At 34.2% G+C, this 23922-nt stretch carries 18 protein-coding genes; 5 read left to right on the top strand and 13 right to left on the bottom strand.

The features are described 5' to 3' along the window. Positions 1-21 precede the first annotated feature (21 nt). From OXQ85_RS17250 to OXQ85_RS17240, 3 genes are all read left to right on the top strand, one after another. Positions 22-936: a response regulator transcription factor gene (locus OXQ85_RS17250; protein WP_267406088.1), complete on the top strand. Its 915-nt coding sequence runs from the start codon at positions 22-24 to the stop codon at positions 934-936. A 100-nt stretch (positions 937-1036) separates the two neighbouring features. Then, the gene (locus OXQ85_RS17245; RefSeq protein WP_267406087.1) at positions 1037-2353 is read left to right on the top strand and encodes an ATP-binding protein; all 1317 of its coding nucleotides are present in this window, start codon (positions 1037-1039) and stop codon (positions 2351-2353) included. Then, positions 2353-3009: an HNH endonuclease gene (locus OXQ85_RS17240; RefSeq protein ID WP_267406086.1), complete on the top strand. Its 657-nt coding sequence runs from the start codon at positions 2353-2355 to the stop codon at positions 3007-3009. The genes OXQ85_RS17245 and OXQ85_RS17240 overlap by 1 nt, the downstream gene beginning before the upstream one ends. Positions 3010-3047: 38 nt before the next feature. Here the strand turns inward: OXQ85_RS17240 and gldG are convergent, their stop codons facing one another. The 5 genes from gldG to kbl form a co-directional block, all read right to left on the bottom strand. Next, entirely contained in the window at positions 3048-4718 is a 1671-nt protein-coding gene (gene gldG, locus OXQ85_RS17235) for a gliding motility-associated ABC transporter substrate-binding protein GldG (RefSeq protein WP_267406085.1), read from the bottom strand. Between the two features lie 4 nt (positions 4719-4722). Further along, positions 4723-5451: an ABC transporter permease subunit gene (locus OXQ85_RS17230; protein WP_267406150.1), complete on the bottom strand. Its 729-nt coding sequence runs from the start codon at positions 5449-5451 to the stop codon at positions 4723-4725. Between the two features lie 90 nt (positions 5452-5541). After that, complete coding sequence (locus OXQ85_RS17225) at positions 5542-6090, bottom strand: CopD family protein (protein ID WP_267406083.1); 549 nt, start codon at positions 6088-6090, stop codon at positions 5542-5544. A 296-nt stretch (positions 6091-6386) separates the two neighbouring features. Next, a complete protein-coding gene (locus tag OXQ85_RS17220; protein ID WP_267406081.1) occupies positions 6387-6764 on the bottom strand; it encodes a hypothetical protein in 378 nt (125 codons plus the stop codon). Between the two features lie 127 nt (positions 6765-6891). Further along, positions 6892-8088 (bottom strand): glycine C-acetyltransferase, encoded by a 1197-nt coding sequence (kbl, locus tag OXQ85_RS17215; RefSeq protein WP_267406079.1) that lies wholly within the window; start codon positions 8086-8088, stop codon positions 6892-6894. A gap of 386 nt (positions 8089-8474) precedes the next feature. On the opposite strand from kbl, the gene OXQ85_RS17210 reads away from it, so the two are divergent. Beyond that, the gene (locus OXQ85_RS17210; protein WP_267406078.1) at positions 8475-9353 is read left to right on the top strand and encodes a cupin-like domain-containing protein; all 879 of its coding nucleotides are present in this window, start codon (positions 8475-8477) and stop codon (positions 9351-9353) included. Between the two features lie 146 nt (positions 9354-9499). Here the strand turns inward: OXQ85_RS17210 and OXQ85_RS17205 are convergent, their stop codons facing one another. From OXQ85_RS17205 to priA, 3 genes are all read right to left on the bottom strand, one after another. Then, positions 9500-11431 (bottom strand): M1 family aminopeptidase, encoded by a 1932-nt coding sequence (locus OXQ85_RS17205; RefSeq protein WP_267406076.1) that lies wholly within the window; start codon positions 11429-11431, stop codon positions 9500-9502. Between the two features lie 80 nt (positions 11432-11511). Further along, entirely contained in the window at positions 11512-12981 is a 1470-nt protein-coding gene (dacB, locus tag OXQ85_RS17200; RefSeq protein ID WP_267406074.1) for a D-alanyl-D-alanine carboxypeptidase/D-alanyl-D-alanine-endopeptidase, read from the bottom strand. 162 nt (positions 12982-13143) lie between these two features. Beyond that, positions 13144-15591: a primosomal protein N' gene (priA, locus tag OXQ85_RS17195; protein ID WP_267406072.1), complete on the bottom strand. Its 2448-nt coding sequence runs from the start codon at positions 15589-15591 to the stop codon at positions 13144-13146. 99 nt (positions 15592-15690) lie between these two features. Between priA and OXQ85_RS17190 the strand changes: the two genes are divergently transcribed. Beyond that, on the top strand, positions 15691-16161 hold the full coding sequence (locus tag OXQ85_RS17190; RefSeq protein WP_267406071.1) for a hypothetical protein: 471 nt from the start codon (positions 15691-15693) through the stop codon (positions 16159-16161). Here OXQ85_RS17190 and OXQ85_RS17185 read toward each other — a convergent pair. The 5 genes from OXQ85_RS17185 to OXQ85_RS17165 all read right to left on the bottom strand — a co-directional run bounded on the left by OXQ85_RS17185 (position 16158) and on the right by OXQ85_RS17165 (position 23856). Next, positions 16158-17066, bottom strand: coding sequence for an AEC family transporter (locus OXQ85_RS17185; RefSeq protein WP_267406070.1), 909 nt, complete (start codon positions 17064-17066; stop codon positions 16158-16160). The two genes, OXQ85_RS17190 and OXQ85_RS17185, sit on opposite strands and share 4 nt — an antisense overlap. 100 nt (positions 17067-17166) lie before the next feature. Next, the gene (locus tag OXQ85_RS17180; protein ID WP_267406069.1) at positions 17167-19635 is read right to left on the bottom strand and encodes a glycoside hydrolase family 2 protein; all 2469 of its coding nucleotides are present in this window, start codon (positions 19633-19635) and stop codon (positions 17167-17169) included. A gap of 166 nt (positions 19636-19801) precedes the next feature. Next, positions 19802-20464 (bottom strand): copper homeostasis protein CutC, encoded by a 663-nt coding sequence (locus OXQ85_RS17175; protein WP_267406068.1) that lies wholly within the window; start codon positions 20462-20464, stop codon positions 19802-19804. Positions 20465-20500: 36 nt separating this feature from the next. Then, the gene (locus OXQ85_RS17170) at positions 20501-21496 is read right to left on the bottom strand and encodes a N(4)-(beta-N-acetylglucosaminyl)-L-asparaginase (protein ID WP_267406066.1); all 996 of its coding nucleotides are present in this window, start codon (positions 21494-21496) and stop codon (positions 20501-20503) included. Positions 21497-21600: 104 nt separating this feature from the next. Next, positions 21601-23856, bottom strand: coding sequence for a family 20 glycosylhydrolase (locus tag OXQ85_RS17165; protein ID WP_267406064.1), 2256 nt, complete (start codon positions 23854-23856; stop codon positions 21601-21603). Between the last annotated feature and the right edge of the window lie 66 nt (positions 23857-23922).

The raw sequence follows: 23922 nt of genomic DNA, 5'->3' as shown, positions 1-23922 counted from the left end.
TAATTAAATAACTTAGTCATTATGAAAAATACGTTTCGTTTTAATACGCTTTCCGATTTTCATGCGTTCTGCAATCTTCCAAATCCTGAGCATCCGTTGATCAGCTTGATCGATTACAGTAAAGTGAACTATCCTACGGATGATACAGAGCTGAAATGGATTCAGAATTTTTATTCCATCGGCTTGAAGAGGAATGTGAATGCCAAGTTTAATTATGGACAACAGGAATATGATTTCGATTCTGGTGTATTATGTTTTGTGTCGCCGCTTCAGTTTTTAAGCCTTGAAATGAAGCCCGATGTCGAAGTGGAACCTACCGGATATTTATTGCTGATTCATCCCGATTTTCTTTGGGGAACATCTCTGATAAAGAAGATTAAGTCTTATGAATTTTTCAGTTATCAGATCAATGAAGCGCTTTTTTTATCTGATAAAGAGGAGAAAATTATTGTTGATTTATTTAAAAACATTGAAAAAGAATATCAGACGAATATTGATAAGTTTACTCAGGAATTGATTGTTGCCCAACTTGAATTATTTCTGATTTATGCTGAACGTTTTTATGAGCGACAGTTTTTTACACGAAAAAAATCAAGCCATGAACTGTTGGATAAATTTGAAGAAGTACTTTCCGAATATTTTGAAAACAGAAATCTTATAGAAAACGGCATTCCTTCTGTAAAATCCATCGCTGAACAGATGAATATTTCACCCAATTATCTGGGAACATTACTCCGAATTCATACCCAACAAAATACGCAGCAGCACATTCAGAATAAACTGATCGACCATGCGAAAGAGCGACTAAGCACAACGAGTTTATCTGTGAGTGAAATTGCTTATGAACTGGGATTTGAACATCCTCAGTCTTTTAGTAAGTTGTTTAAACAGAAGACGAATCAGTCGCCGGGGGAGTTTAGGAGGTTGTTTAATTGAAATATAAGGGAGGCTTTACGGTTTTCCTTTTTTTTATTAAATAGTTATTTGGCTATTTTTGAATATATTTGAAAAAACTATATAATCATTTAAACTAAATATGATAGTAAGATATAAAAAAGGAAATAAAATTTATAATTTTTATGAACCCAAACGGAATAATCATCAAAATATCTACACTGTTATTGTTGGAAAAAATGGATCTGGTAAAAGTCGTCTATTAAATGAAGTAATTGAATACTTTAGGCTTGAAAGAGATTTATTTAATACTAATGATTTGGAATTTCTTTCTATTCCTAAAAAAATCATTGCAGTATCTACAAGTCCATACGATAAATTTCCAATTATCAATGATCAACGTAAATATGACTATGAGTATAAAAACTATTCTTATGTAGGAATCAGAGATCTAAAAACCTCCAATTTCTCTCTTGGATTTATGTCGAAAATAATTAATCAACTATTAAATATTAGAAACAATGATTCCAAACAATTTTCAAAAATTATTCAGGTATTAAACTATTTAGAATATTCAGAAGATATTCATTTAGTTTTTGAAATTAGATTATTAAATAATCAAATTAAAAGATTGTTTGAAGCAGATGTTCTTGAGCATGAATTTATGGAAATCCTCTCTAAAACAGGCTTCTACAAACCAAACTTCTCCTTTTTTAAAGATGCAGAATCCGATGAACTCAATAAAGTTCGAATAGATAAGCTTCTTAAAATTTTACATTCTTATAATTTTGGAGGAAGGAAAAGAATTTATGAAGCAGTAGTTAACTCTTCATCTACCGACTCAGAAATAGAAATAAATGATTTAATTTTTTTGATGGATTCAGGACTTGCAAAATTACGTGATGTAGGATTAAAGAAATTAAAGTCAAATAAAATTCATCAAATTAGCGATGCCAGCTCTGGCCAGCAATGTATATTCACAACATTAGTTGGTATAGCTTGCAATATTTCTGACAATAGTTTAATACTAATTGATGAGCCCGAAATTTCTTTACACCCTGAATGGCAAGAAAAATATATTACATTATTAATTGAAACTTTCCAAAATTATAAAAATTGTCATTTTATAATTGCAACTCATTCACCTCAATTAATTTCTAAATTATCTACCGAAAACTGTTATATTTTACAAATGGATAATCAAGAATTAATGAATGCAAATGAATACGCAAATAATTCTATCGATTTTCAATTAGCAAATATTTTTAATTCACCTGGTTTTAAAAATGAATATTTAAGTAGGATTTCATTTTCCATTATCTCAAAAGTAGGTAAAACTAAAAAATTTGATGAAGAAGATGTTAAAAATTATAATGTATTAAAATCTCAAATTAAATTTCTTCATAAAAACGATCCTATCATTAGTTTATTTAATTTAATTAAAGAATTGAAGAAATAATGGCAGATATTGATAAACCAATCAAATTCACATCTGAATTTACTCAAAGAATTTCTCAAAAGTTATCAGATCCAACTTTTAAAATAGAAGATTGGTCACATGAAGACCTTAAAGATATTCGAAAATTTATTCGAGATTATTATAGAGATTTAACAAAGAAATGTTCTTATTGTAGAAAAGAAATTTCATTACAATCTGCAAATAATTGCCATATTGAACATATTATTCCAAAAAGTTCGAATAAAAAATTTATGTTTGAACCAAAAAATTTATGTGTTATATGCAGTGATTGTAACGAGATTAAAAAGAATAAAGAAGTAGAGGGGAATATTGATAAAGTAATTAGTAATAACAAAGCTTACAAGCAGTATCCGAGATCAAAAGATTCTTTTTTAATTGTTCATCCGCACTTCGACAATTATGATGAGCATATTTTCCATTGTGATGATATATATATTGATTTAACTCCAAAAGGAACCTACACAATGTATATTTGTAAACTAAATCGCAAAATCCACAAATATGGAATTGAGCCAATTGCACTATCTCAATCTGAATTATTCGATTTATTTAATAAAATAATGAGCGAAAAAAATTTCACTAAACAATCAATTCTATTAAATAAACTCAGATCATACTTCATAAAAGCATCATAAAAAAAGAGAAGCCAAAAACTTCTCTTTTTCTGTATCATTTATCCAAACTTCTTCTTCCTCAACCAGAAGAATAAACCTCCTAAAATTCCGATGATTACGAGCGGAAGCAGCAAATTAAACCACTGCCAGTTGTTTTTCTCTTCGTTAATTCGGTGTCTGTCGAGAAGCCTTTCTTCGATATTTCTGTTTCTAAGATCGATCAGATTGCTGTCATCCAACAAATAATCTAATGCATTTCTCAGGAATTGTTCGTTTCCAAACTGTTCGTTGGTCATTAGATCAACGCCCAAAGGTAATGCTTCGCCCTTTACGATTTTATTTCGCCCCACATCACCGTCTGCGATGACGATCATTTTATTTTCAGGACTTGATCCTTTAAAATTCGGGTATCCTTTTCTTTCAATTCTTGAAGCATAGGCCGAGTTGAATTTGCCTTCCAAAGCCACTGCGTAAATTTTCGGAGTACTTGGTTTTTCCATTTGCCCAAGGCTGTCTACGCTTGCTACCTCTTTCAATTCCACATAATTAGGAACCTGCTTCAATAAGGTTCTTTCACTCGATTCGAAAAGAACTTTTGTTTTGATATTTTTTCTTCCGCCCAATGTATCAATGGAAGTCGGAAATTCAAATTTTACCGGATTGATATTTTTTGTGATCGGATGATCATTTTCAGCAATTCCCAACGGATAATACGGCCACGGAAGTGTTGTAAACTGAGGGTTCCCGCTTACTTCGCCTGTTACCAGCTTTAGCAAAGCGAACTTCTTTACATCTTTCACCAATGCCGGGTTGATTCTTAATCCGTAATTAAAGAAAAAGTCAGTCATATTGATATCTACAGGGAAAGGCATTACTTTTTGTGACCTCATCAAAGTATCCATTTCAGCATTTACGGCATCAATCATCCAAAGTGTTTTCCCGCCGTTCATGATATATTGATCCAAAATCACTTTTTCATTGTCGGTAAATGCTTTTCTCGGTTTTGCAATGACCAAAGCGCTCATCTGCTTCAATAACGGAACATCTGCCAATGTAAGCTCTGTCTGATTTTTAGGAATAACAGGTCCGGCATCATAATTTTCTAATGCCAGACGCATGAAACCCTGAAATTCCTCAGGACTTAATTCATCCTGATTCACCAGAATTCCTACCTTCTTTCTTTTATCAACCGCGATGTTTTTAATATTTGAAACAAAATTATACTCCAGATTTTCGATTGATTTTCTCAACTGCTCGTCTGCATCAATTCCTGTCTGCTGAACCACCAATGGAATCGAAACCCCATTACTGCCGTATTTTACCACCGTATAAGGAAACAGCACGATTTGCGAAACTTTCCCGTCTTTAATATCCGGAAGAACGGAAGGCTGCATTCCCATGGCCATCAGGCTGTCTTTCGACATTTTGGTTTTAATGGGATCAATAAATTTAAAATCTATTTTCGGATTTATTTTTCTGAAATTTTCCAGCATGAATTTCGTTTCACTCTGCAATTGTTTAAAGCTCGCAGGGAAATCTCCTTCAAGATAAACTTCCACCGTTACGGGCTTTTTCACAGATTCCAATACTTTGATCGTATTATCGGAAAGGGTATATCTTTTCTCTTTTGTTAAATCCAATCGGATTCCCGTAACTGCTAAAATGATAGCTAACGGAAGGATCACAAACAGTAAAATTCCTAATGGAGATTTGAATGATATCTTCTTCATAATTCTACTTCTTTTTATTGATAAAATGATTGGACAATGCTAATGTAAGACCTATAACAAAAACGAAATACGCAATATCTTTAAAATCGATCAGCCCTCTTGTAAAACCTAAGAAATGCTGGTAGAAACCAATGTTCTGAAGAATAAAATCTGCGCCTCCCAATAGTTTATAACTTGCTAACTGCTCGATACCGAAATACATGATAAAACACATGAAAACGCCCAACAAATACGCCATAATCTGATTTTGAGACAGTGAAGATGCTAAAATACCAACTCCTGAGAAAGTTGCAATCAGGATAATCAATCCGAAATAGCTTCCGAAGGTCATTCCCATGTCAATATTTCCTTCCGGAACACCTAAAACGTATACGGTATAAAGGTAAATTAATGACGGAATAAGACATAAAATCCCGACTACCCAAACGGAAAGAAATTTCCCAAATACCAAATCTGAAACTTTCAGAGGTTGAGAAAAAAGCCAGTTCAGGGTTCCCGTTTGTTGTTCTTCCGCAAAAGTTTTCATGGAAAGTGCCGGAATGATGAACATCAGCAACCAAGGAACTAAAACAAAATAACTTTGTAAAGAAGCCAGTCCGATTTCGAAAATATTAGAATCGTTATCGAAAAAAAACAAAAAAAGAGTACTTATTAAACTGAATGCGGCAATGATGATCCACGCGCTCCAGTTTCCAAAGTAACTCCAAAGTTCTTTTTTAAAAATTGCAATCATAGTTTTATTGTCAAATGTTGATTGTTGTTGGTTGATCGTTGCTAGATTTCTCATTCATCAACTATAAACTGTTAACCAGCAACCAAATCATTACTTTTTTTTATTCTTATTAACCAGTTTCACGGTCATCATGATTAAAAATACCAAAACGAAAAATCCGGCGATTAATTGCCACCAATATTCAATTACCTGAGATTTTAAGATCACGGTGAAGACAACCAGAAACAAAATGAAGGTTGCAATCTCGTTGGCCTGTCTTAATTTTATATTCGCTGTTTCCAGTGTACTTCCGTTGAGTTCTTTTAGTTTTAAAACCTTCTTCCAGCACCAGTAATGATAAATCGCCAAACCGATTAGGAAGGTCAGTTTTAAATGAAACCAAGGCATCTTCATCAGTCCGGAATTCAAAAAGATCATCACCAAACCGCAAACCGCCATGATTACGCCCGCCGGAACGGTAATGATATTCCACAGTCTTCTCGCCATGAATGTATATTGTTCCCTCAAAATATTCTTCTTTTCTTCGGGGAATTCATCGGTATCTTTATAGTAAACAAAAATTCTCACGAGATAGAAAATCCCCGCAAAATAGCTTACCATGAAGATAATATGAAGCGCTTTTATTATAGTGTAAAGCATTTGAAAAAAATAATGGCAAATATAATGTTAATGATAAAAATATTTGATAGAAAATAGAATAAATATTGCCTTTGTTGTTTTAGGTTTAGAATTAATTATTCTTTTGAATCTAAACCTTAAATAATTGTCTTCTTATAAAAGGGTAAATAGTGAATTGAAACAGCCATTTCCTAGCCCGGATTGAGCGGCATGTTTGAGCTCTTTTTCGATTTCAGGGTTGCGGCTGGCTCCGCCAGCCGCAACCCTGAAATCGAAAAAAGCGAGTAGCGAAAGCCGGAAAAAGCTCCTGATAAAAACTACTTTACATAAGATATACTGTCTGCTTTTTTGTTTCGATAAAAAGTTTTGATGTATAAAAGTTTGCCTTCTTTACTAAAATATTTCCAGTCTCCGAAGTAATACCAATGGCGCTCGTTTGCTGAAATGTCCAGCTTTGTTTGCCCGCTTTCCATGAGTCTTCCATCAGGAAAATATCTTTTGATCTTTGTAATATCTTTTCGGACTTTATTTTTTTCGTAAGGCTTATCTCCCAGACAGATTTTCCATTTTCCTACTTTTTCACCTTTATTATATTTTCCAATGGCGGTAAGTTTTCCATCGTCGGCCGAATACTCTTCCTTCCATTTCCCATGTCTTTTCTTGTGTTTATCATCTGTTAGAATATACTGATTCATTTTAGTTTTACATGAAATCACTAAAATTAAGGACAAAAAGAGAATTATTTTATTCATAAAAAAACAGGATTTCTGTAAATATAAGAAATCCTGTTTTTAATTCTACAATTGTAGAGCAATTTTATTTTTAAGAAATCACATTCAGTTCTTTTCCTACTTTTTCAAAAGCAGCAATCGCTTTATCCAAATGCGCTCTGGTATGCGCTGCAGAAAGCTGAACCCTGATTCTCGCTTTTCCTTTTGGTACCACAGGATAGAAGAATCCGATTACGTAGATTCCTTCATCCATTAATTTTTCTGCCATTTTTTGAGCCAAAGGTGCGTCGTACAACATTACCGGAACAATAGCTGCATCTCCATCTGGAATATCAAAACCTTTAGCTTTCATCTCCGTTCTGAAGTATTCTGCATTTTCCATTACCTGATCGCGAAGTGAAGTATCATCAGAGATCATATCCAACACTTTCAAAGCTGCACCTACAATTCCCGGAGCTAATGAATTGGAGAATAAATAAGGTCTTGAACGCTGTCTCAACATATCGATGATTTCTTTTTTACCGGAAGTAAATCCGCCCAAAGCACCACCTAAAGCCTTTCCTAGCGTAGATGTAATGATATCTACTCTACCCATTACTTCATTGGCTTCGTGCGTTCCACGACCTGTTTTCCCGATGAAACCTGTCGCGTGAGAATCGTCAACCATCACCAAAGCATCGTATTTATCTGCCAAGTCGCAAACGCCTTTTAAATCAGCAACAATTCCGTCCATTGAGAAAACTCCGTCTGTAACGATGATCTTAAAACGATGATTTTTTTCAGAAGCCGCAATTAACTGAGCTTCTAAATCCTCCATATTATTGTTTTTATAACGGTATCTCGCCGCTTTACAAAGACGCACTCCATCGATAATTGAAGCATGATTCAACTCATCAGAAATAATGGCATCTTCATCAGTAAATAAAGGTTCGAAAACACCTCCGTTTGCATCAAAACAAGCAGCATAAAGAATGGTATCTTCAAGACCTAAAAAGTCTGCAATTTTTTGCTCAAGTTGTTTATGAATATCCTGAGTTCCGCAAATAAAACGAACAGAAGACATTCCGTAACCGTGAGATTCAATCATATCCTGAGAAGCTTTCATGACTTCCGGATTGTTTGATAATCCCAGATAATTGTTGGCACAAAAGTTCAACAGCTTCTTTCCATTGGCTTCTATTTCTGCGCTTTGCTGAGAAGTGATGATTCTTTCTCTTTTGTAAAGTCCGTCGTTATCAATATTTTGAAGTTCGTTCTGTAAATTTTCAAGATACTTTTTAGAGATCATTGTAAGTAATTTTTTAGATGTGCTAATTTAATAAAATCGCGCAAACTAAACACGATTATGATTTTTATTGCGAAAACAGTTGTGTACGATCTGATATTTTGAACACAAAGAGCACAGAGTTTTCTTTTACTGATTGTTTTTTAAGTTTCACGAAGCCATTACACTTATATAAGATAGCAGAGATTTAAAAAGAAAATTGACATTAATTATCCTGTTTTTTTATTATCAACGGAAAAATGACAATAAAAAGCTAGCATCCAGCAACTAAAAAACAAAAACCTCAAACTTTAAATTTTAAACCTTTTTAATAAATCAAAGAAAAAAACACAAATAGTCTATAATTTTAGTAGACTAATTATTATATTTGTTCTTTTAAATTCAGGAAAATGAGATTATCACCAGTACAAAAACTTAAAAATATTTCAACCCAAGACTTTCTTAACCTCTACATGAAACCTGCCAAGCCGGTTATTATGAAAGATTTTGTTGATCCGGAAAGTCCGGCCTTTACGAAATGGAATTATGATTACTTTAAAGAAATTGCAGGCGACAATAAAGTGAATATTTACGGAAGCGAAATTGAATCTTTAGATCGTGTTGCGAGTAAACCTATCGGACAAAGCACATTTGCAGAATATCTAGATCTGATCACGGCTTCCCCTACAGAACGCAGACTTTTTTTATTTAATTTATTAAGCATAAAACCAGAATTAAAAAACGATTTACATTATAATGATGTCACTAAAGGAAAAATTTTAAAATGGCTGCCATTTATGTTTTTCGGAGGTGAAGGTTCTATCACAAGAAATCATGTGGATATTGATATGTCGCATGTTTTTATTACACAGTTTCAGGGAATTAAAAAAATATGGCTTTTTCCTTGGGAACAATCGGATCTGCTGTATAAACTTCCTTATAATTTTCACAGTATTACCAATATTAAAGAGCCTGATTATAATGAATTTCCTGGTCTAAAGTATTTAAATGGCTACGAAGCTGTTATAAAACCTGGTGAAACGCTTTATATCCCATCGGGCTGGTGGCATTATATTCAATATGAAACTGAAGGATATTCTGTTTCTATCAGAGCTTTACCTTCCAGTTTTATTGAAAAATGGCGAGGTTTCAGAAATTTAGTTTTGATCAGACATTTCGATAATGCCATGAGAAATATTTTTAAAGATCAATGGTTCAATTTTAAAGTAAGAAAAGCCACGCGAAAGGCAAATCGAGCCATCAAAAGACAGAAAAGTTTTCAAATATAAATCATCACAATATTAACCCATAAAACTACTTGCTATGGAATTATTATATGCTATGCTTTCATCAGAAAGATCTTTATTATCGTTTTATCCTATTCTATAACTTTTAAAAGACTCGGCTCAATCTAAAGATTGAGCCGAGCTCATTTTTATTTTTTCAGGAATTTAATATTCTTATCATTGATCTTAAAAACATACGTTCCGGGGATTAATTTCTGAATATCAATTGATTTTCCGGGTTGATATTTTCCTTTTTCAACCAGTTTTCCATCAACAAAATAAATTGTGTATTCTGTTGATCTGGTGATTCCTTTTACAAACAATTCGTTCTTCGCAGGATTTGGATATAATGCAAAATTTTCAACATTAACATCAGCTGTTCCTAACGTTGTATCTTTTGTTACCGTAGAATTTCTTTCCAACATCTGATATTCATAGTTAAACTGAACGCTTGCCACAGGAAATGAAACTGCTTCTGTAAAATATTGATTATTGCTCGTATTATTTAATGTAAGATAAGCCACTTGGCCGCCGGTTCCGTTTACTTTTATCGGCAAAGGCATTTCAAAAAAGCTTACCGTCGGGCTGCTTTGTGTTTGTGAAACTTTAAAGGTCAAAGCCTGGTTTGTACCAGATTGCACCCATCGGATATCATAGGTTGGATAACCTTCACCATATACCCAATCATTAAAAAATTCTGTAAAATCTTTACCTGTAGACTGCAGCATTGAAGCCTGTAAATCTGAAGTTTTTGCATAATTATACGCTAAATTAGGTCTCGAATGGTAATCTTTTACAGCCTGGTAAAATACATCATCTCCTAAAATCCATTTCATCATTCTTAAAATATAAGCTCCTTTTGCATACGACAATCTTCCACTGAAAATATACGATTGATTTCCAACGTTGGCATCCGAAACATACGTACTTCCTGTAGGAACCTGCGTAATATAATCAATTTGATTCGAAAGGAAAGACATAAATTCAGCTTGTGTGGACAAAAGCTTTTCTCGTGCCACATGCTCTCCGAAAGTTGCAAAACCTTCATTCAGCCAAATGTCGTTCCATGCGCCACAAGTTACTTTATCGCCAAACCATTGATGAGCCAGCTCGTGAGCAATTACGGGTCTGTTCCAGCCAGCCATTGAAGACATCGTTTGGTGTTCCATACAAACTCCATTGTAATGAAATTCCATGTGGCCATATTTTTCATTTCTAAAAGGATAAGACCCGAAATAAGTTTCAAAAACATTCATAATATCTTTTGTCCAGTTAATATCAGCCATAATTGACGTATTACTTGCTGTTGTCGGATAAAGATAATTCACAAAAGGAAAGGGCGGATTTCCCATCGTGTCATTCAGCTTAACAAAATTCGTAATTGATAAAGCCACCAAATATGCGGTAATTGGATATTGAGTTCTCCAGAAAGTCAGTTTTTTATTATCAGGAAGCGAAGTTTCAGACATCAGTTTTCCGTTTGCCGCCACGCTGTATTGATTGGGCGTGGTAATTTTAAAATCAAACCTGTCGATCTTATCATTCATGCTTTGTTTTGTCGGAAACCAATCCTGCGCGCCAAATGGCTCATTTAAAGTGGCTAAAATTAAATTCCCGTTTTGAGAACCTGTAGAAAACGCATTGTTATTCGTCGCCGGAGCTCCTGAATAATGTATCGTTAAGGAATCTAAGGTATTCGCTGGAATAGAAACCGGAAAATCTATTTTAATTTCCTTAGTAGCCAATTGCTGGAAAGGGAGATTGTTTCCGTGATACTGAACCTGAGAAACCGTTAAAACATTCGTCAAATCAAAATAAATACTGCTCATATTTTGATTCGGTTTAAAATGAGAAGTCACAGAACCCGAAATATTATACTGTGCAGGATCTAGAGAAACATCCATTCTCTGATATTGCAAATCATAATTTAAGGTATTCGGATTGATATTGTATGTCGTCATTTTTTGAGTAAATGACTTCATTTCTTTTTCAATTAAAGCTTTTCTTTCGATATTTTCATTCTGAGAATAAAATTGCTGAAAAGTAAGCAAGGCTAAAAACAGGAAGTAGAATTTTCTCATATTCAGAATATTATACTCAAAGATAAAAAAAACCTTCTAATCAATGATTAAAAGGTCTTTATATTGTTAAATAAATATTTTTAAAGGTCTAAAGCCGGCTCAAGAATTTTTTCCATTCTTTTTTTCACCATATCTACAGAACCTGCATAATTGTTTACCATTAAAGAGAAAACCAACGTTCTACCTGAATTTGTTTTCAGATAACCTGCCAAAGTTTTCACTTTATTTAAAGTTCCTGTTTTAGCAAAAACCTGTCCATTTCCGGTTCCCAGAAACATTCTTTTTAATGTACCCGACTGTCCGCCAATTGGTAATGAAGTTAAATAAGTTTGATAATATTTTTCATCCATCAAAGAAGTCAAGAACTTCACCTGAGAAATTGGAGTCACGTTATTTGCTCTTGAAAGCCCGCTTCCATCAATATAATTTAAGCCCAACATATCAAAACCTTCATCTTTCAAATGACTAGTCACTACTTTTCTTCCCGATTCAGTCGTTTGATCACCTAAACTCTGGAAACCAACAGTTTTCAATAAAGCTTCAGCTAAACCATTGTCACTGTGCTGATTGGTATAATAAATAATATCTCCCAAAGTCGGAGATTTGTAAGCAGAAAGCAATTTTCTCGTTTCAGGCGTGGCATCCGTCATTTTTGGAGTTACTTTTCCTGTAACAGCCACACCACTTTTCACCAAAGTCGTTCTGAAAGAGTTTGCCAAATAAGCTGGTGCATCGGGCAATTTTGTAGTTAAAATTCCGTCACCTTCGTATTTATCGGCATATACCATTTGATTGTTATACGGCGACACATAGAAAAACTTCTTATCTGTCGAGAATCCGTTTTTCTTTACAATCAGCTTTTCATTAGCCGGATTGATTTCTCTTGTGGTTCCTGCCGGTAAGTAATAATTATTATTTTCCAACCACACAACATTTTCCGGAAGCTTCGAAATGTTACCTTTGAAAAGCGCTGTCTGAATGATAATATCACCGTTTACCTTTTTGATTCCTTCACGAGAAATTCCGCTTACGAAGTCTGAAACAATATCTCTGTACGGCGCAGCTCCCGCTTTATTTGTTCCCAAAGAAGGGTCTCCGCTACCTACGATATAAAGATTTCCGTTCAAAACTCCATTTTCATCCACCGTTCCTGAATATTCCAACTGCGTCATCCAACGATAATTTTCACCCAACAGATTCATCGCGGTTTCTGTGGTTAATAATTTCGTGGTAGAAGCCGGAACCAAAGGGCTGGTTTCGTTGTACGAAGAGATTACTTTCTTCGTTTTCGGGTCGTACACTACAAATCCCCAGGTTGCATTTTTCAGCACGGGATCTGCCATCATTGTGTTTACATTAATGTCTACAAGTTCTTTAGGCGACAAAATAGTTTTCTCCACCATTGAAGTAATGGGAGAAGGTAAGTTTAAACTGCTCTTTTGATTGTCGTAAGCCTGAGAATATAGAACTGTAGATACGGTAGACTGGGCAAGGAAAAATCCTGAAGCCAGTACCGCGGCGCTCGAAATATATTTTCTGAAATTTACCATCTATTTTTTCATTTTGCTATATATTTTGGATAAAGTAAAAATCAATGGGTTAAATTGAAAATTAAATTTCCAAACATATAATCAACGGTCAAAAGTAGAAAATATTGTTATATAGTAGTTTAGTAGACTATTATAAAAGGCTATAAAGTTTGTTAAAAATTGTTAAAAATCTACAAAAACGTCTTTTTTAATGCTTTGATAAGCAGTAATTTCTTCAAATTCTGTTAGACTTAACAAAACCAGCTTCTTATATTCTTCATACTTTTTTCCTCGCGGTAGTTTTAGCATGATCTGAAACTGATACAAATTATTCAACCTTGCAATCTGTGCTTTTTCAGGGCCTAAAACACAATCTTCAGGCAGATATTTTCTTAAAATTGAACCTAAAAACTGAGAAGCGCGGTTTACTTTGTCTTCTCTTCGGTGTTTCAGTTCAATCATAATTAATTTTGTGAATGGCGGATAATGGAATTTTTGTCTTTCCGTTAAAATATACTTATAAACCTTCGCAGGATTATTCATTTTAATTAATTGAAAAACAGAATGATCTGGATTAAAAGTCTGAATTAAAATTTTTCCTTTCCCCGAAACTCTTCCCGCTCTTCCGGAAACCTGTGTAATCAGTTGATAAGCTCTTTCTTCCGCTCTGAAATCCTGAACATATAACATAGAATCCGCCTTTGGAATCGCCACCAATTCAATATGATCAAAATCCAACCCTTTGGAAATCATTTGAGTACCAACCACAATATCCGTTTCCCGATCTTCAATTTTTTCGTATAATTTTTCGTAGGCAAATTTCTTTCGCATAGAATCTACATCCATCCTATCTACTTCATTTTCAGTGAATAATTTGACAACTTCTTCATGAATTTGCTCAACTCCCACTCCTCTTTCGTTCAGATTTTCAGAATGACATTTCGGGCAAGTCTTTGGTTTTGAAGCTCTCTGACCACAATAATGGCATTTCATTTCGTTCGCCGCTTTGTGATAGGTCATCACCACGTCACAATTCGAACAATAATTCACGTAACCGCAAGTCTCACATTCAACAACATTCGCATAACCACGGCGGTTGTGAAGAACAATTGCCTGATTTTTTTCGTCTACAACTTTCTTAATTTCATCAACTAAATGCAGAGAAAAATTCCCCGAAACTTTTTTAGAATCCTGAGCTTCTTTAAAATTAATCAGTTCATATTCAGGAAGATTTACATTTCCGAAGCGCTCTTCCAGAAAAACATATTTCATTTTATCCTTTCTGGCATTGTAATAACTTTCAACTGAAGGTGTTGCAGAACCTAAAATCACGTTTGCTCCGTAAAAATGTCCAAAAACCAAAGCCGCATCCTTTGCATTAAAATAAGGTGAAGCTTCTCTCGGTTTGTAAGCAGAATCGTGCTCTTCATCTACGACAACTAATCCTAAATTCTGAAAAGGTAAAAACAGTGCATTTCGTGTTCCAATCAGGATTTTAATATCATTTTGACGAATTCTTCTCCAGACTTCCACGCGCTCAAAATCGGTTAGTTTCTGATGATAAAAACCAAGCTGTCGACCGTATTTTTTTTCTAAACGTTGAGTAATTTGTTTAGTTAAAGCGATTTCAGGAAGCAAAAAAAGTACATTTTTGCCTTCTTGAATGCATTCTTCAATTTTCTCTAAATAAATATGTGTTTTTCCTGAAGAAGTAACGCCATGAAGCAATACATTTTTGCCTTCTTCAAAAGCTTCATCGACTTCAATTTTTGCCGATTTCTGCGCTTCGGAAAGTTCTTCGATTTCTTCGATTTCGCCTTCATAGCTTTCAATCCGGTCTTTCTGCATATAATATTCTTCCACCAAACCTTTATCAGCCAACGCTTTAAAATGGGAACTTCCAAAATATCCGTCTTCAAACAATTCAGATTTTTTGATATGCAAATCTGGATTTTCAGTCTGCTTTTCTAAAATATGTAAAAAAAGATCTTTCTGCTTCTGCGCTCTTTTTAATGATAAAAGGATTTCCGTAAGATTTTGTCTTTGCAAAACCTCATCATTGATTTTCACATAAGCAACTTCTTTTGCCTTGTATTTTTCAGCAATTTTTTCATCAATTTCAATATATTGCAAATCAATCAACGAATTGATGGTCTTGATGATATCTTTCTTCGGAATGAATGCTTCAATATCCGTTAAATTAATCAACTGACGCACTTCCAATGCCTGAATAAGATACATTTCGTTGACATCGAGATTTTCAAATTCAACTTTTATATTGGGCTTTAATTTTAAATAGGTTTCGCTTTCCAGCTTTAAAGAAGACGGAAACGCAAAACGATAAATTTCCCCCAATCCACATAAATAATAATCTGAAAGCCAGTTCCAGAATTTGATCTGCTCTTGAGGAACAATCGGTTGGTCATCCAAAATACTGATGACTTCTTTCGCGACAAACTCAATAGGTTCTTTGTCATGAAGCTCAAAAACAATTCCCGTATAAATTTTCTTACCGCCAAATGGAACCAAAACCCGCATTCCCAACTGAATTTGAGATGACAGTTCTTCGGGAACTTTGTATGTGAAAGATCCTTTTAAATTTAGCGGTAAAACAATTTGAGCGTAATTCAAGAGAAATTTTTAAAATGTAAAATTAATTTTTTCTTTTGTGAACTGCAATATTTTCTATTTTTATCGTTCTTATATCAATTCAATCTAATAAAACTAACCATGAAAAAGATCTTTGCATCATTATTTTTGTTTCTTATCATTATTATTCAGGCTCAGGAAAAAATTTCTTTGGATAAGGACGAAATCACTATTCCTATCGGTAAAAAAGTTTTACTTAAACCACAAATCAAGAATGATAAAATTATCCATTTTGAAATAGTTAAGGAAGAAAATCTAGCAGAAAAAATAGATCTTTTTGATATGATGGAAAATTTCAAGAAAGACAACATCAAAGATAACAGTATTGAATTTACTTTTTCAGAAGCTAAAATGATGACATCTTCTATTTATGCTTTACTTACAATTCAAAAAACAGGAAAAAAGATGCTATTCAAAGCTAAAATAAGATTCAAAGGAGATTCTCAATATCACTCAACCTCCATTTTACCATCTGCAAGTAATTCTTCTCATGTAGAACAATGGCAAGATAATATAGATTCTATCATTTTGTATGATTTTGAGTTAAATTAAAATATAAATTCAATAATGTAATACCAAATTGCAGAGGTAAAAAGTCCAGCGATGATGCTGAAGCCGATCGTTAAGTTGGTAAGCTTTGTGTTTAATCTAAATTGTTCTGCGATAATGCTTGAAGTAAGAACGGCCGGCATGGCAGATTCGAAGATGGTTATCTTTGCAATATTTCCTTTTATTCCTAGTAAAAAAGCTAATCCTAAAGTGATTGCCGGAGCCAGAATCAGTTTGTAAAACATGGAAACCGACATTTGCGGAATGAGCTTTTTCCAACCGTTGAATTTCAATTGTAATCCGACCGAAAATAATGCTAACGGACTCACTGTTGCTGCCAATTTATCGAAAAATGGCTCTGCAGAAGTGAAATCTATGAACTGAGATAGTATCAAAGCAGCAATACAACCCACCAACGGAGGAAAAGTGATCAATCTTTTTAAAATAAATACGGCACTTATCTGTCCTGATCGGCTTCCGCCCTTTAAAGCTGCTATAATTCCCAATGTGGAAAGTGAAAAGAACATAGTCTGATCGCAGATAATTGCAATGCTTAAAAGACTTTCACCGTAAAATGCCGCGACCAAAGGAAAACCTACAAATGAAGTATTGCTGTAACCGCTAACCAATTCCAAAGTGCTTCTGGATCGCCTGGAATAGCCTTTGCTTTTGCTGTAAAACATCATAAAGAAAAAGCAGAAAACCGACGTAAGAAATGTAGCAATAATAGGAAATAGCATCTCCGTTGTCCAGTGAACTTTCGGTAAATATTTGAACGAAACCGCAGGAAGCGCAAGGTAAAGGATCCACGTGTTGATGCCTTTGTGCGCATCGGGATGGATGGATTTTGTTGCTTTGAAAATCATTCCCGCGATAATGCATACTGCGATCAGAACAAAATTTACCATAATTGAAAAATATGAGACTAATTTACGGTTGATTTTTGTAAACGGCTTAGTTTTTTAAAAGAAAGCTTCAAGATTTTGAAACCTTGAAGCTTTAAATATCTTAGTTCATTGTATCAAACAAACTCATCACCTCAATTTTTTCCAAAGGTTTTGAAAGTTTAATTCTTTTCGAGGTTTTCGGAAGCAAATCGAAGAAATTATCACTAAAATGAGTACCTCCAATTAGATAAACATCTTTCGCCAAAACGTTTGTTGAAACTTCAATTTCGGTTGAGGTTACTTTTTTGATCTGAATGATTGGCTTTGAAAGATTTAAATCCTTTGGTCTGTTAAAGTAGAATAATTTTTCGGATTTTTTATCCGTAGTATTAAAACTAATTTTTAAAACCGCTTTAGACAAATCGAATTTTGTAAAATCTTCTTTTTTTATTTCAAACTGTTTTTTACTTGAATTGGCTTCTACAATATTGGCAGTATACATTGACCATAAAACCTTGCCTTCAAAATTTAATAATTCTAATTCAGCATTACCTTTTATATCATTTAATAAATCATTAATGAAATAAATAGCATACGTTTTTTCTTTCTCTTCAACCGAGATTAAAAGGTTTTCAAAACTTCTTTTCACCTGATAATGCAATGCTTTCCAGTTTCCTAAGTAATCAATCGACGACCACGAAACCACTGGCCAACAATCATTTAATTGCCAATACAAAGTTCCCATATTGTAAGGTTTTGCGCGGCGATGCGCTTCGATAGCAACCTGCATTCCACGAGCCTGAAGCAATTGAGAAACATAGTTGTATTTCACGAAATCTGTCGGAATTTTATAATCTCTTTTCATATAATTATCGATGATTTCCCAACCTCTCGAATGTTTTTCGTGCGCTTTAATTATTTCGTTTTGTAAACTTAAATCCGGTTTTCCTGAAAACATCGATTTTGTAGTTTCCAACGTTGGCATTCCCTGAAAACCGTATTCAGACGCAAACCTCGGAACTTTTTCATTAAAGATTTCAAAGGGCTGCTCGCCCCACCAAACGCCCCAGTAATGAGAATCTCCCTCTGTTAAGCTTTCTTTATGTCCCCAACCGGTGGATGGTGAACTCGGCCAATAAATCGATTTATCTTTTGAAGCAACTTCATGAATTACATTAGGAATCACTTCATGAAAAAGCTTTTTATAATCTTTCCAAACTTGTAAAGAATCTTCTTTGGAATAATTAAGCTGCTTCTGATATCCCCAATTCACAATGGCTTCATCAATTTCATTATTTCCACACCATAAGGCTAATGATGCATGATTCTGAAGCCGATTTACCTGATATTTTACTTCTTCTTTTACATTATTAAGAAAATCTTCATCTGCCGGATAAAAGCTTCCTGCAAACATAAAATCCTGCCAAACCAAAATTCCGTTCTCATCACAAGCTTTGTAAAATTCATCATCTTCGTAAATTCCGCCTCCCCAGATGCGAATCATATTCATATTCCCATCTTTAGAATCTTTGATGAGCTTTTGATATTTTTCTTTGGTAATTCTTGGCGTGAAACTATCAGACGGAATCCAGTTCGTACCTTTTGCATACATTGGATTTCCATTGACTTTAAAATAAAAAGATTTTCCTTTCCCGTCTTTTTCCTGAATTAATTCAATTGTTCTCAATCCAATTCGTTCAGATTTTTCAGCGATAGTTTTCGAATCTTTTTGAAATGAAATCTTCAAATCATATAAATTCGGTTCTCCCCAACCATTGGGTTGCCATAATTTTGGATTTTGAATCTCATAAGGAATTGAAATTTGATTTAAGCCTAATTTTAAATTAATACTTTGAGATTTTCCATTAATTAAAAAACTATATTTTCCTTCTTTTTCCGCAAAAATTTCAGCATGGATTTTTAAATCTGCTTTTTGTTTTGTTACAATTTTCTGTTCAATTTTTACATTTTCAAGTTTGGCCTGATTCCAGAAATTTAATTTCACTTCCTTCCAGATTCCTGCCGTCACCAATCTCGGCCCCCAATCCCATCCAAACTGATACTGTGCTTTTCTCACAAAACTTCTCGGTGTTTCAGGCATTGTAAACGGAACTTTTTTTGCTAATTCTTTTCCAATATTTACTGCCGATTTAAATTTAATCTGTAAAATATTTTCACCAATTTTTAAATTTTGCTTAACAGGAATTTCCCATTTTCTGAACATATTATCAGTGGTTTGCAGTAATTTTTCATTTACATAAATTTCAGAAAACGTATCCAATCCATTAAAAACCAATTCAATATTCTGATTTTTTAATTCGTTCGAAGAAATATTAAATGAAGTCTGATAATCCCAATCTTCATTTTCCACCCACTGTACTTTTTTTTCATTTTCATCTTTGTACGGATCGGGAATAATTTTGTTATTCATCAAATCCAAATGTACTGTCCCCGGCACGGTGGCCGTGAGCCAATTTTTATCCTTACTATTCTTAAAAATCCATTTTTCTGAGGATAAATTTCGTTCGGAAAACTGAGCATTGATTAGGGTTTGTATAAAAAGAAACGCAAAAAATACAGTTTTTTTCATCAATAATTTGAGTTATATTGGTATTTAACGGAATGCTTGTCATTCTGACGAAGGAAGAATCTAAACCATTAAGATTAAAGTTTAGTTTTAAGAATATTAAGTTTAGATTCTTCACTACGCTTCGCTTCGTTCTGAATGACAAACTAAACGTATATTTTTTTAATATTTATTTACTCTTCAAAGCAATCACTTCATCCGCATTTGCAAAAGCCTCGCCATCAGTAATTGCAGAAGAATGAAAATATCTGGCTTTTGTAAACTCTCTAAGTTCTCCGATATTCGAAGAACGAAGTCCGCCACCGACAAGAATTTCGATTCTTCCGTTGGATAATTCAACCAGCTTTTTCAGGTTTTCTTTACCTTCTGAAACGGTTGGTTTTTGTCCTGAGGTTAAAATTGTTTTAAAACCACATTCAATGACTTTTTCCAAAGAATTTTCTAAATCTTTTGCTCTGTCGAAAGCACGGTGAAAAGTACATGGATAGGGTTTCGCCAATTCAACCAACTCTTTATTCTGTTCAACATCAACCTCATCATTTTTATCTAAAATTCCGAAAACGAAACCATCTACATGTAATGATTTTAACTGAATTAAATCCGATTTCATTTGTTCAAATTCCGTGTTAGAATACGTAAAATCGCCACCACGAGGGCGAATCATCACAAAAATCGGGATATTGATTTTTTCTCGAAGCTGTTTTACAATTTCGAAATCCGGTGTGGTTCCGCCTTCGCTTAATCCGTCGCATAATTCTATTCTGTCGGCTCCGTTTTCAAACGCAATGATGGCTGATTCAGGATTAAAGCATGCTATTTCTATTTTTGACATTCTTTCAGTTTAAAGTTCAATGTTTAAAATTTAAAGTTATTTCAAAGCAAACTCAGGTTTTTCGAGACGGTTTCCCTTTTGGTCATACACCGCAAAATTAAATCCATCCTGAATACAATACGAACCATATTCCCCTTTTTTATTAATCGCGATAAAGCCAACCTGAATATCTTTTAAGTTTTTATTTCTTCTTTTTGTAATGTTTACAATTCTTTCAACCGCCTCTTTACAAGCCTGTTGAGGATTTCTGCCCTGTCTCATTAATTCAACAACCAAATGAGTTCCAACCGTTCTAATGACTTCTTCACCATGACCTGTTGCTGTCGCTGCACCTACCTCATTATCAACAAATAAACCCGCTCCGATGATTGGCGAGTCTCCTACTCTTCCGTGCATTTTGAACGCCATTCCACTTGTTGTACAAGCTCCTGAAAGATTTCCCTGTGCATCCAAAGCAATCATTCCAATCGTATCGTGATTTTCAATATTGACAATGGGTTGATATTTACTGTCTTTAAGCCATTCTTTCCACTCTTTTTCGGATTCGGCAGTTAAAATGTTTTCCTTTTTAAAACCTTGAGAAACGGCAAATTGTAAAGCTCCGTCTCCCACCAACATCACGTGAGGTGTTTTTTCCATTACCGCCCTCGCCACAGAAATAGGGTTTTTAATATGTTCCAAAGCAGCCACCGAACCAATATTATAGTTTTCATCCATAATACAGGCATCCAGCGTCACCTTTCCGTCTCGGTCAGGACGGCCGCCGTAGCCTACACTTCTTTCCGTCGGATCATTTTCAACCAAACGAACGCCTTTTTCCACCGCGTCCAAAGCCTTTCCGCCTTTTCCAAGGATCGTCCAGGCTTCTTCGTTCGCTTTTAAACCAAAGTTCCATGTGGAAAGAACGATTGGCTTATTGATCGTTTTATTTTCGTTTTCAGGCAAATCTTTAGCCAGTAAATCCAACGGATTCAACAATAAGGCGGAAGATGCCAATGCTGTATTTTTAAGAAATTTTCTTCTTGAGTTCATTTAAGTTTAAGGTTTAAAGTTCTTTGTTCAAGGTTCAAGGTTTAAAGAAAAGTAGGTAAAGTCCTATGTTTAAATTTTGAACATTAAACATAGAACCTTTAATTTTATAGAGCTCCAATTTCGTCAACAAAAAGCCACGCTTTTGAATCTGCTCCCGGATTTCCTGCCGGAATTATTCCCGCATTCTCTATTTTAATTTTAAGATATTTTGAATTTTGATTTCCCACGTTGAGTTTAATTTTTCCTTTCGCTGCCAGAATTTCATCTTTTCCGATTTCTTTAATCATTTTAAAGCTCTTTCCATCATCAGACACAAAAACCTGAGCCGATTTTGCAAAATGAATCCAGCTTCCTTTATTATCTAAAGTATTAAAGTATACTTCTGAAAACTGAGTTTTCTGTCCTAAATCAATCGTTGCAACCACATCTTTTCCCTGGAAGCCCAGCCATGTTTTTCCCAGTTGCTTTACATTTCCGACAATTCCATCAATTAAGGTAAATGCGCCACCGAAAGAATAATTTTCACTGGGTTGCTGTTCCAAAGTAATGGTTTTTCCTGTCGTTTTTGATGTTATAAATTCCTGTGAAGAAACCGCACTTTTCCATTCACCATTTTCAAAATAAGCAGATTTTATTGTCATGGACTTTGACACAGGAATTGAATTTTGATAAACCTGAGAATTTGCAGTCGGATTTGTTCCGTCTAAAGTATAACGAATCCCGTTTGGATTTTGCGAAGTTGAAAGTTCATAAGAAATCCCATGAGTAGCTGAAATTACTTTTCCGGTAACATTATAAATGCTTTTCGCATAATTAACGCCCATTTTATCCAACAATTTGAATTGATTGATAACACGACCTTCAAATTCTTTATAATTTTTAGAATCCGAAGTACCCCAACCTACTTCCGAAAGCGCCATCATTCTTGGAAAAACTTGATATTGAACTGTTTTAAAATCAAGAATATATTCTGTCCAAAGATTTGCCTGAACTCCCAAAATATATTTAGCCTGCTCCGCATTCAACTCCTCAGGAATCGGGTTATAAGAATATACTTTATCTAAAGGTGTAAAACCTCCAAAAGCAAGAGGCTCTGTTTGAGGATCTCCCTGATAATGATCAAAATAGCAATAAGAACCCGGCGTCATCACCGCAAAATGTCCTGATTTTGCAGCTTCTACTCCACCTTTTATTCCTGTCCAGCTCATGACAGCTGCATTGGGAGCCAATCCACCTTCCAAAATCTCGTCCCAGCCAATTATTTTTCGACCTTTTGAATTAACATATTTTTCAATCGTTTGGATAAAATAACTTTGCAATCCATGTTCATCCTTCAGGTTATTTTTCTTGATTAAAGCCTGACAATGTGCACATTCTTTCCATCTTGTTTTCGGGCATTCATCGCCACCAATATGGATATATTTTGAAGGAAAAAGCGCAATCACCTCATCCAAAACGTTTTCTAAAAATTTGAAAGTCTCCTCTTTGGGGCAAAAAACATCATCAAAAACACCCCATTTCGTAGCCGGTTCAAAAGGACCTTTCGTACAAGCCAGTTCAGGATAAGCTGTTAAAGCAGCCAAAGCGTGCCCCGGCATTTCGATTTCCGGAACAACCGTGATATGTCTTTCTGTTGCGTATTTTACCACATCTTCAATTTGATCCTGTGTATAAAAATAAGGTCCGTAAGGTTTTCCGTCAAACGTATTGTCTACATACGCTCCAATCATCGATTCTTTACGTTTTGCACCAACAGTCGTTAATTTCGGATATTTTTTAATTTCAATTCTCCAACCTTGGTCGTCTGTTAAATGCCAATGAAAAGTATTCAGTTTATACATTGCTAAATAGTCAATATACTGCTTCACTTCTTCAACCGTGAAGAAATGACGACAAACGTCTAAGTGCATTCCTCTCCAGGCAAACTTCGGTTGATCTTCAATTTTTACCGCAGGAATTTTTTTATCTTTTTGATTACTTTGGATTAATTGTATTAACGTTTGTAATGCTAAAAAATATCCCTGTTTTGTATAAGATTTTATCTGAATCTGTTTTGGAGTGATTTCTAAGCTATAAAACTCATCATTCTGTTCAGATTTTCCTGATTTTGGCAGTTGAGAATACACCAAATTAGCGTCTGACTTGCTAGATTCTTTAAATTTCAGGTCTGAACTTAACCTTTTTTTAAAGTATTCAGTTTCATTTTTAGGTAATTCACTATTAAGTATAAATGTTTCGGGAAGTGTAAAATTTCCTTCATTTATATTCACATTATGGGGATAAGGAATTAAATTCAACTTATTTTGCGAAAAAATTGTATTTGAAAGTAATACAAAAAATATTAAAATAGCGCGTATCATTGGTTCTGATTAGGTTTTAGCTAATATAATTATTTTATGAAAACTTCTGTAAACAATTTAACTTTT

The sequence above is a fragment of the Chryseobacterium sp. GM_Chr_2 genome (genome assembly GCF_026540445.1).
In the GTDB taxonomy this organism is placed as follows: Bacteria; Bacteroidota; Bacteroidia; order Flavobacteriales; family Weeksellaceae; genus Chryseobacterium.
The sequence above is the reverse complement of the archived record's forward strand: the minus strand, read 5'-3'. Positions and strand labels throughout refer to the sequence as shown.

What these genes read in the sequence shown, in the direction of transcription:
- OXQ85_RS17250 (WP_267406088.1), top strand. Translation starts at nt 22, where the DNA reads ATGAAAAATACGTTTCGTTTTAATACGCTTTCCGATTTTCATGCGTTC.
- OXQ85_RS17245 (WP_267406087.1), top strand. Translation starts at nt 1,037, where the DNA reads ATGATAGTAAGATATAAAAAAGGAAATAAAATTTATAATTTTTATGAA.
- OXQ85_RS17240 (WP_267406086.1), top strand. Translation starts at nt 2,353, where the DNA reads ATGGCAGATATTGATAAACCAATCAAATTCACATCTGAATTTACTCAA.
- gldG (WP_267406085.1), bottom strand. Translation starts at nt 4,718, where the DNA reads ATGAAGAAGATATCATTCAAATCTCCATTAGGAATTTTACTGTTTGTG.
- OXQ85_RS17230 (WP_267406150.1), bottom strand. Translation starts at nt 5,451, where the DNA reads ATGATTGCAATTTTTAAAAAAGAACTTTGGAGTTACTTTGGAAACTGG.
- OXQ85_RS17225 (WP_267406083.1), bottom strand. Translation starts at nt 6,090, where the DNA reads ATGCTTTACACTATAATAAAAGCGCTTCATATTATCTTCATGGTAAGC.
- OXQ85_RS17220 (WP_267406081.1), bottom strand. Translation starts at nt 6,764, where the DNA reads ATGAATCAGTATATTCTAACAGATGATAAACACAAGAAAAGACATGGG.
- kbl (WP_267406079.1), bottom strand. Translation starts at nt 8,088, where the DNA reads ATGATCTCTAAAAAGTATCTTGAAAATTTACAGAACGAACTTCAAAAT.
- OXQ85_RS17210 (WP_267406078.1), top strand. Translation starts at nt 8,475, where the DNA reads ATGAGATTATCACCAGTACAAAAACTTAAAAATATTTCAACCCAAGAC.
- OXQ85_RS17205 (WP_267406076.1), bottom strand. Translation starts at nt 11,431, where the DNA reads ATGAGAAAATTCTACTTCCTGTTTTTAGCCTTGCTTACTTTTCAGCAA.
- dacB (WP_267406074.1), bottom strand. Translation starts at nt 12,981, where the DNA reads ATGGTAAATTTCAGAAAATATATTTCGAGCGCCGCGGTACTGGCTTCA.
- OXQ85_RS17190 (WP_267406071.1), top strand. Translation starts at nt 15,691, where the DNA reads ATGAAAAAGATCTTTGCATCATTATTTTTGTTTCTTATCATTATTATT.
- OXQ85_RS17185 (WP_267406070.1), bottom strand. Translation starts at nt 17,066, where the DNA reads ATGGTAAATTTTGTTCTGATCGCAGTATGCATTATCGCGGGAATGATT.
- OXQ85_RS17180 (WP_267406069.1), bottom strand. Translation starts at nt 19,635, where the DNA reads ATGAAAAAAACTGTATTTTTTGCGTTTCTTTTTATACAAACCCTAATC.
- OXQ85_RS17175 (WP_267406068.1), bottom strand. Translation starts at nt 20,464, where the DNA reads ATGTCAAAAATAGAAATAGCATGCTTTAATCCTGAATCAGCCATCATT.
- OXQ85_RS17170 (WP_267406066.1), bottom strand. Translation starts at nt 21,496, where the DNA reads ATGAACTCAAGAAGAAAATTTCTTAAAAATACAGCATTGGCATCTTCC.
- OXQ85_RS17165 (WP_267406064.1), bottom strand. Translation starts at nt 23,856, where the DNA reads ATGATACGCGCTATTTTAATATTTTTTGTATTACTTTCAAATACAATT.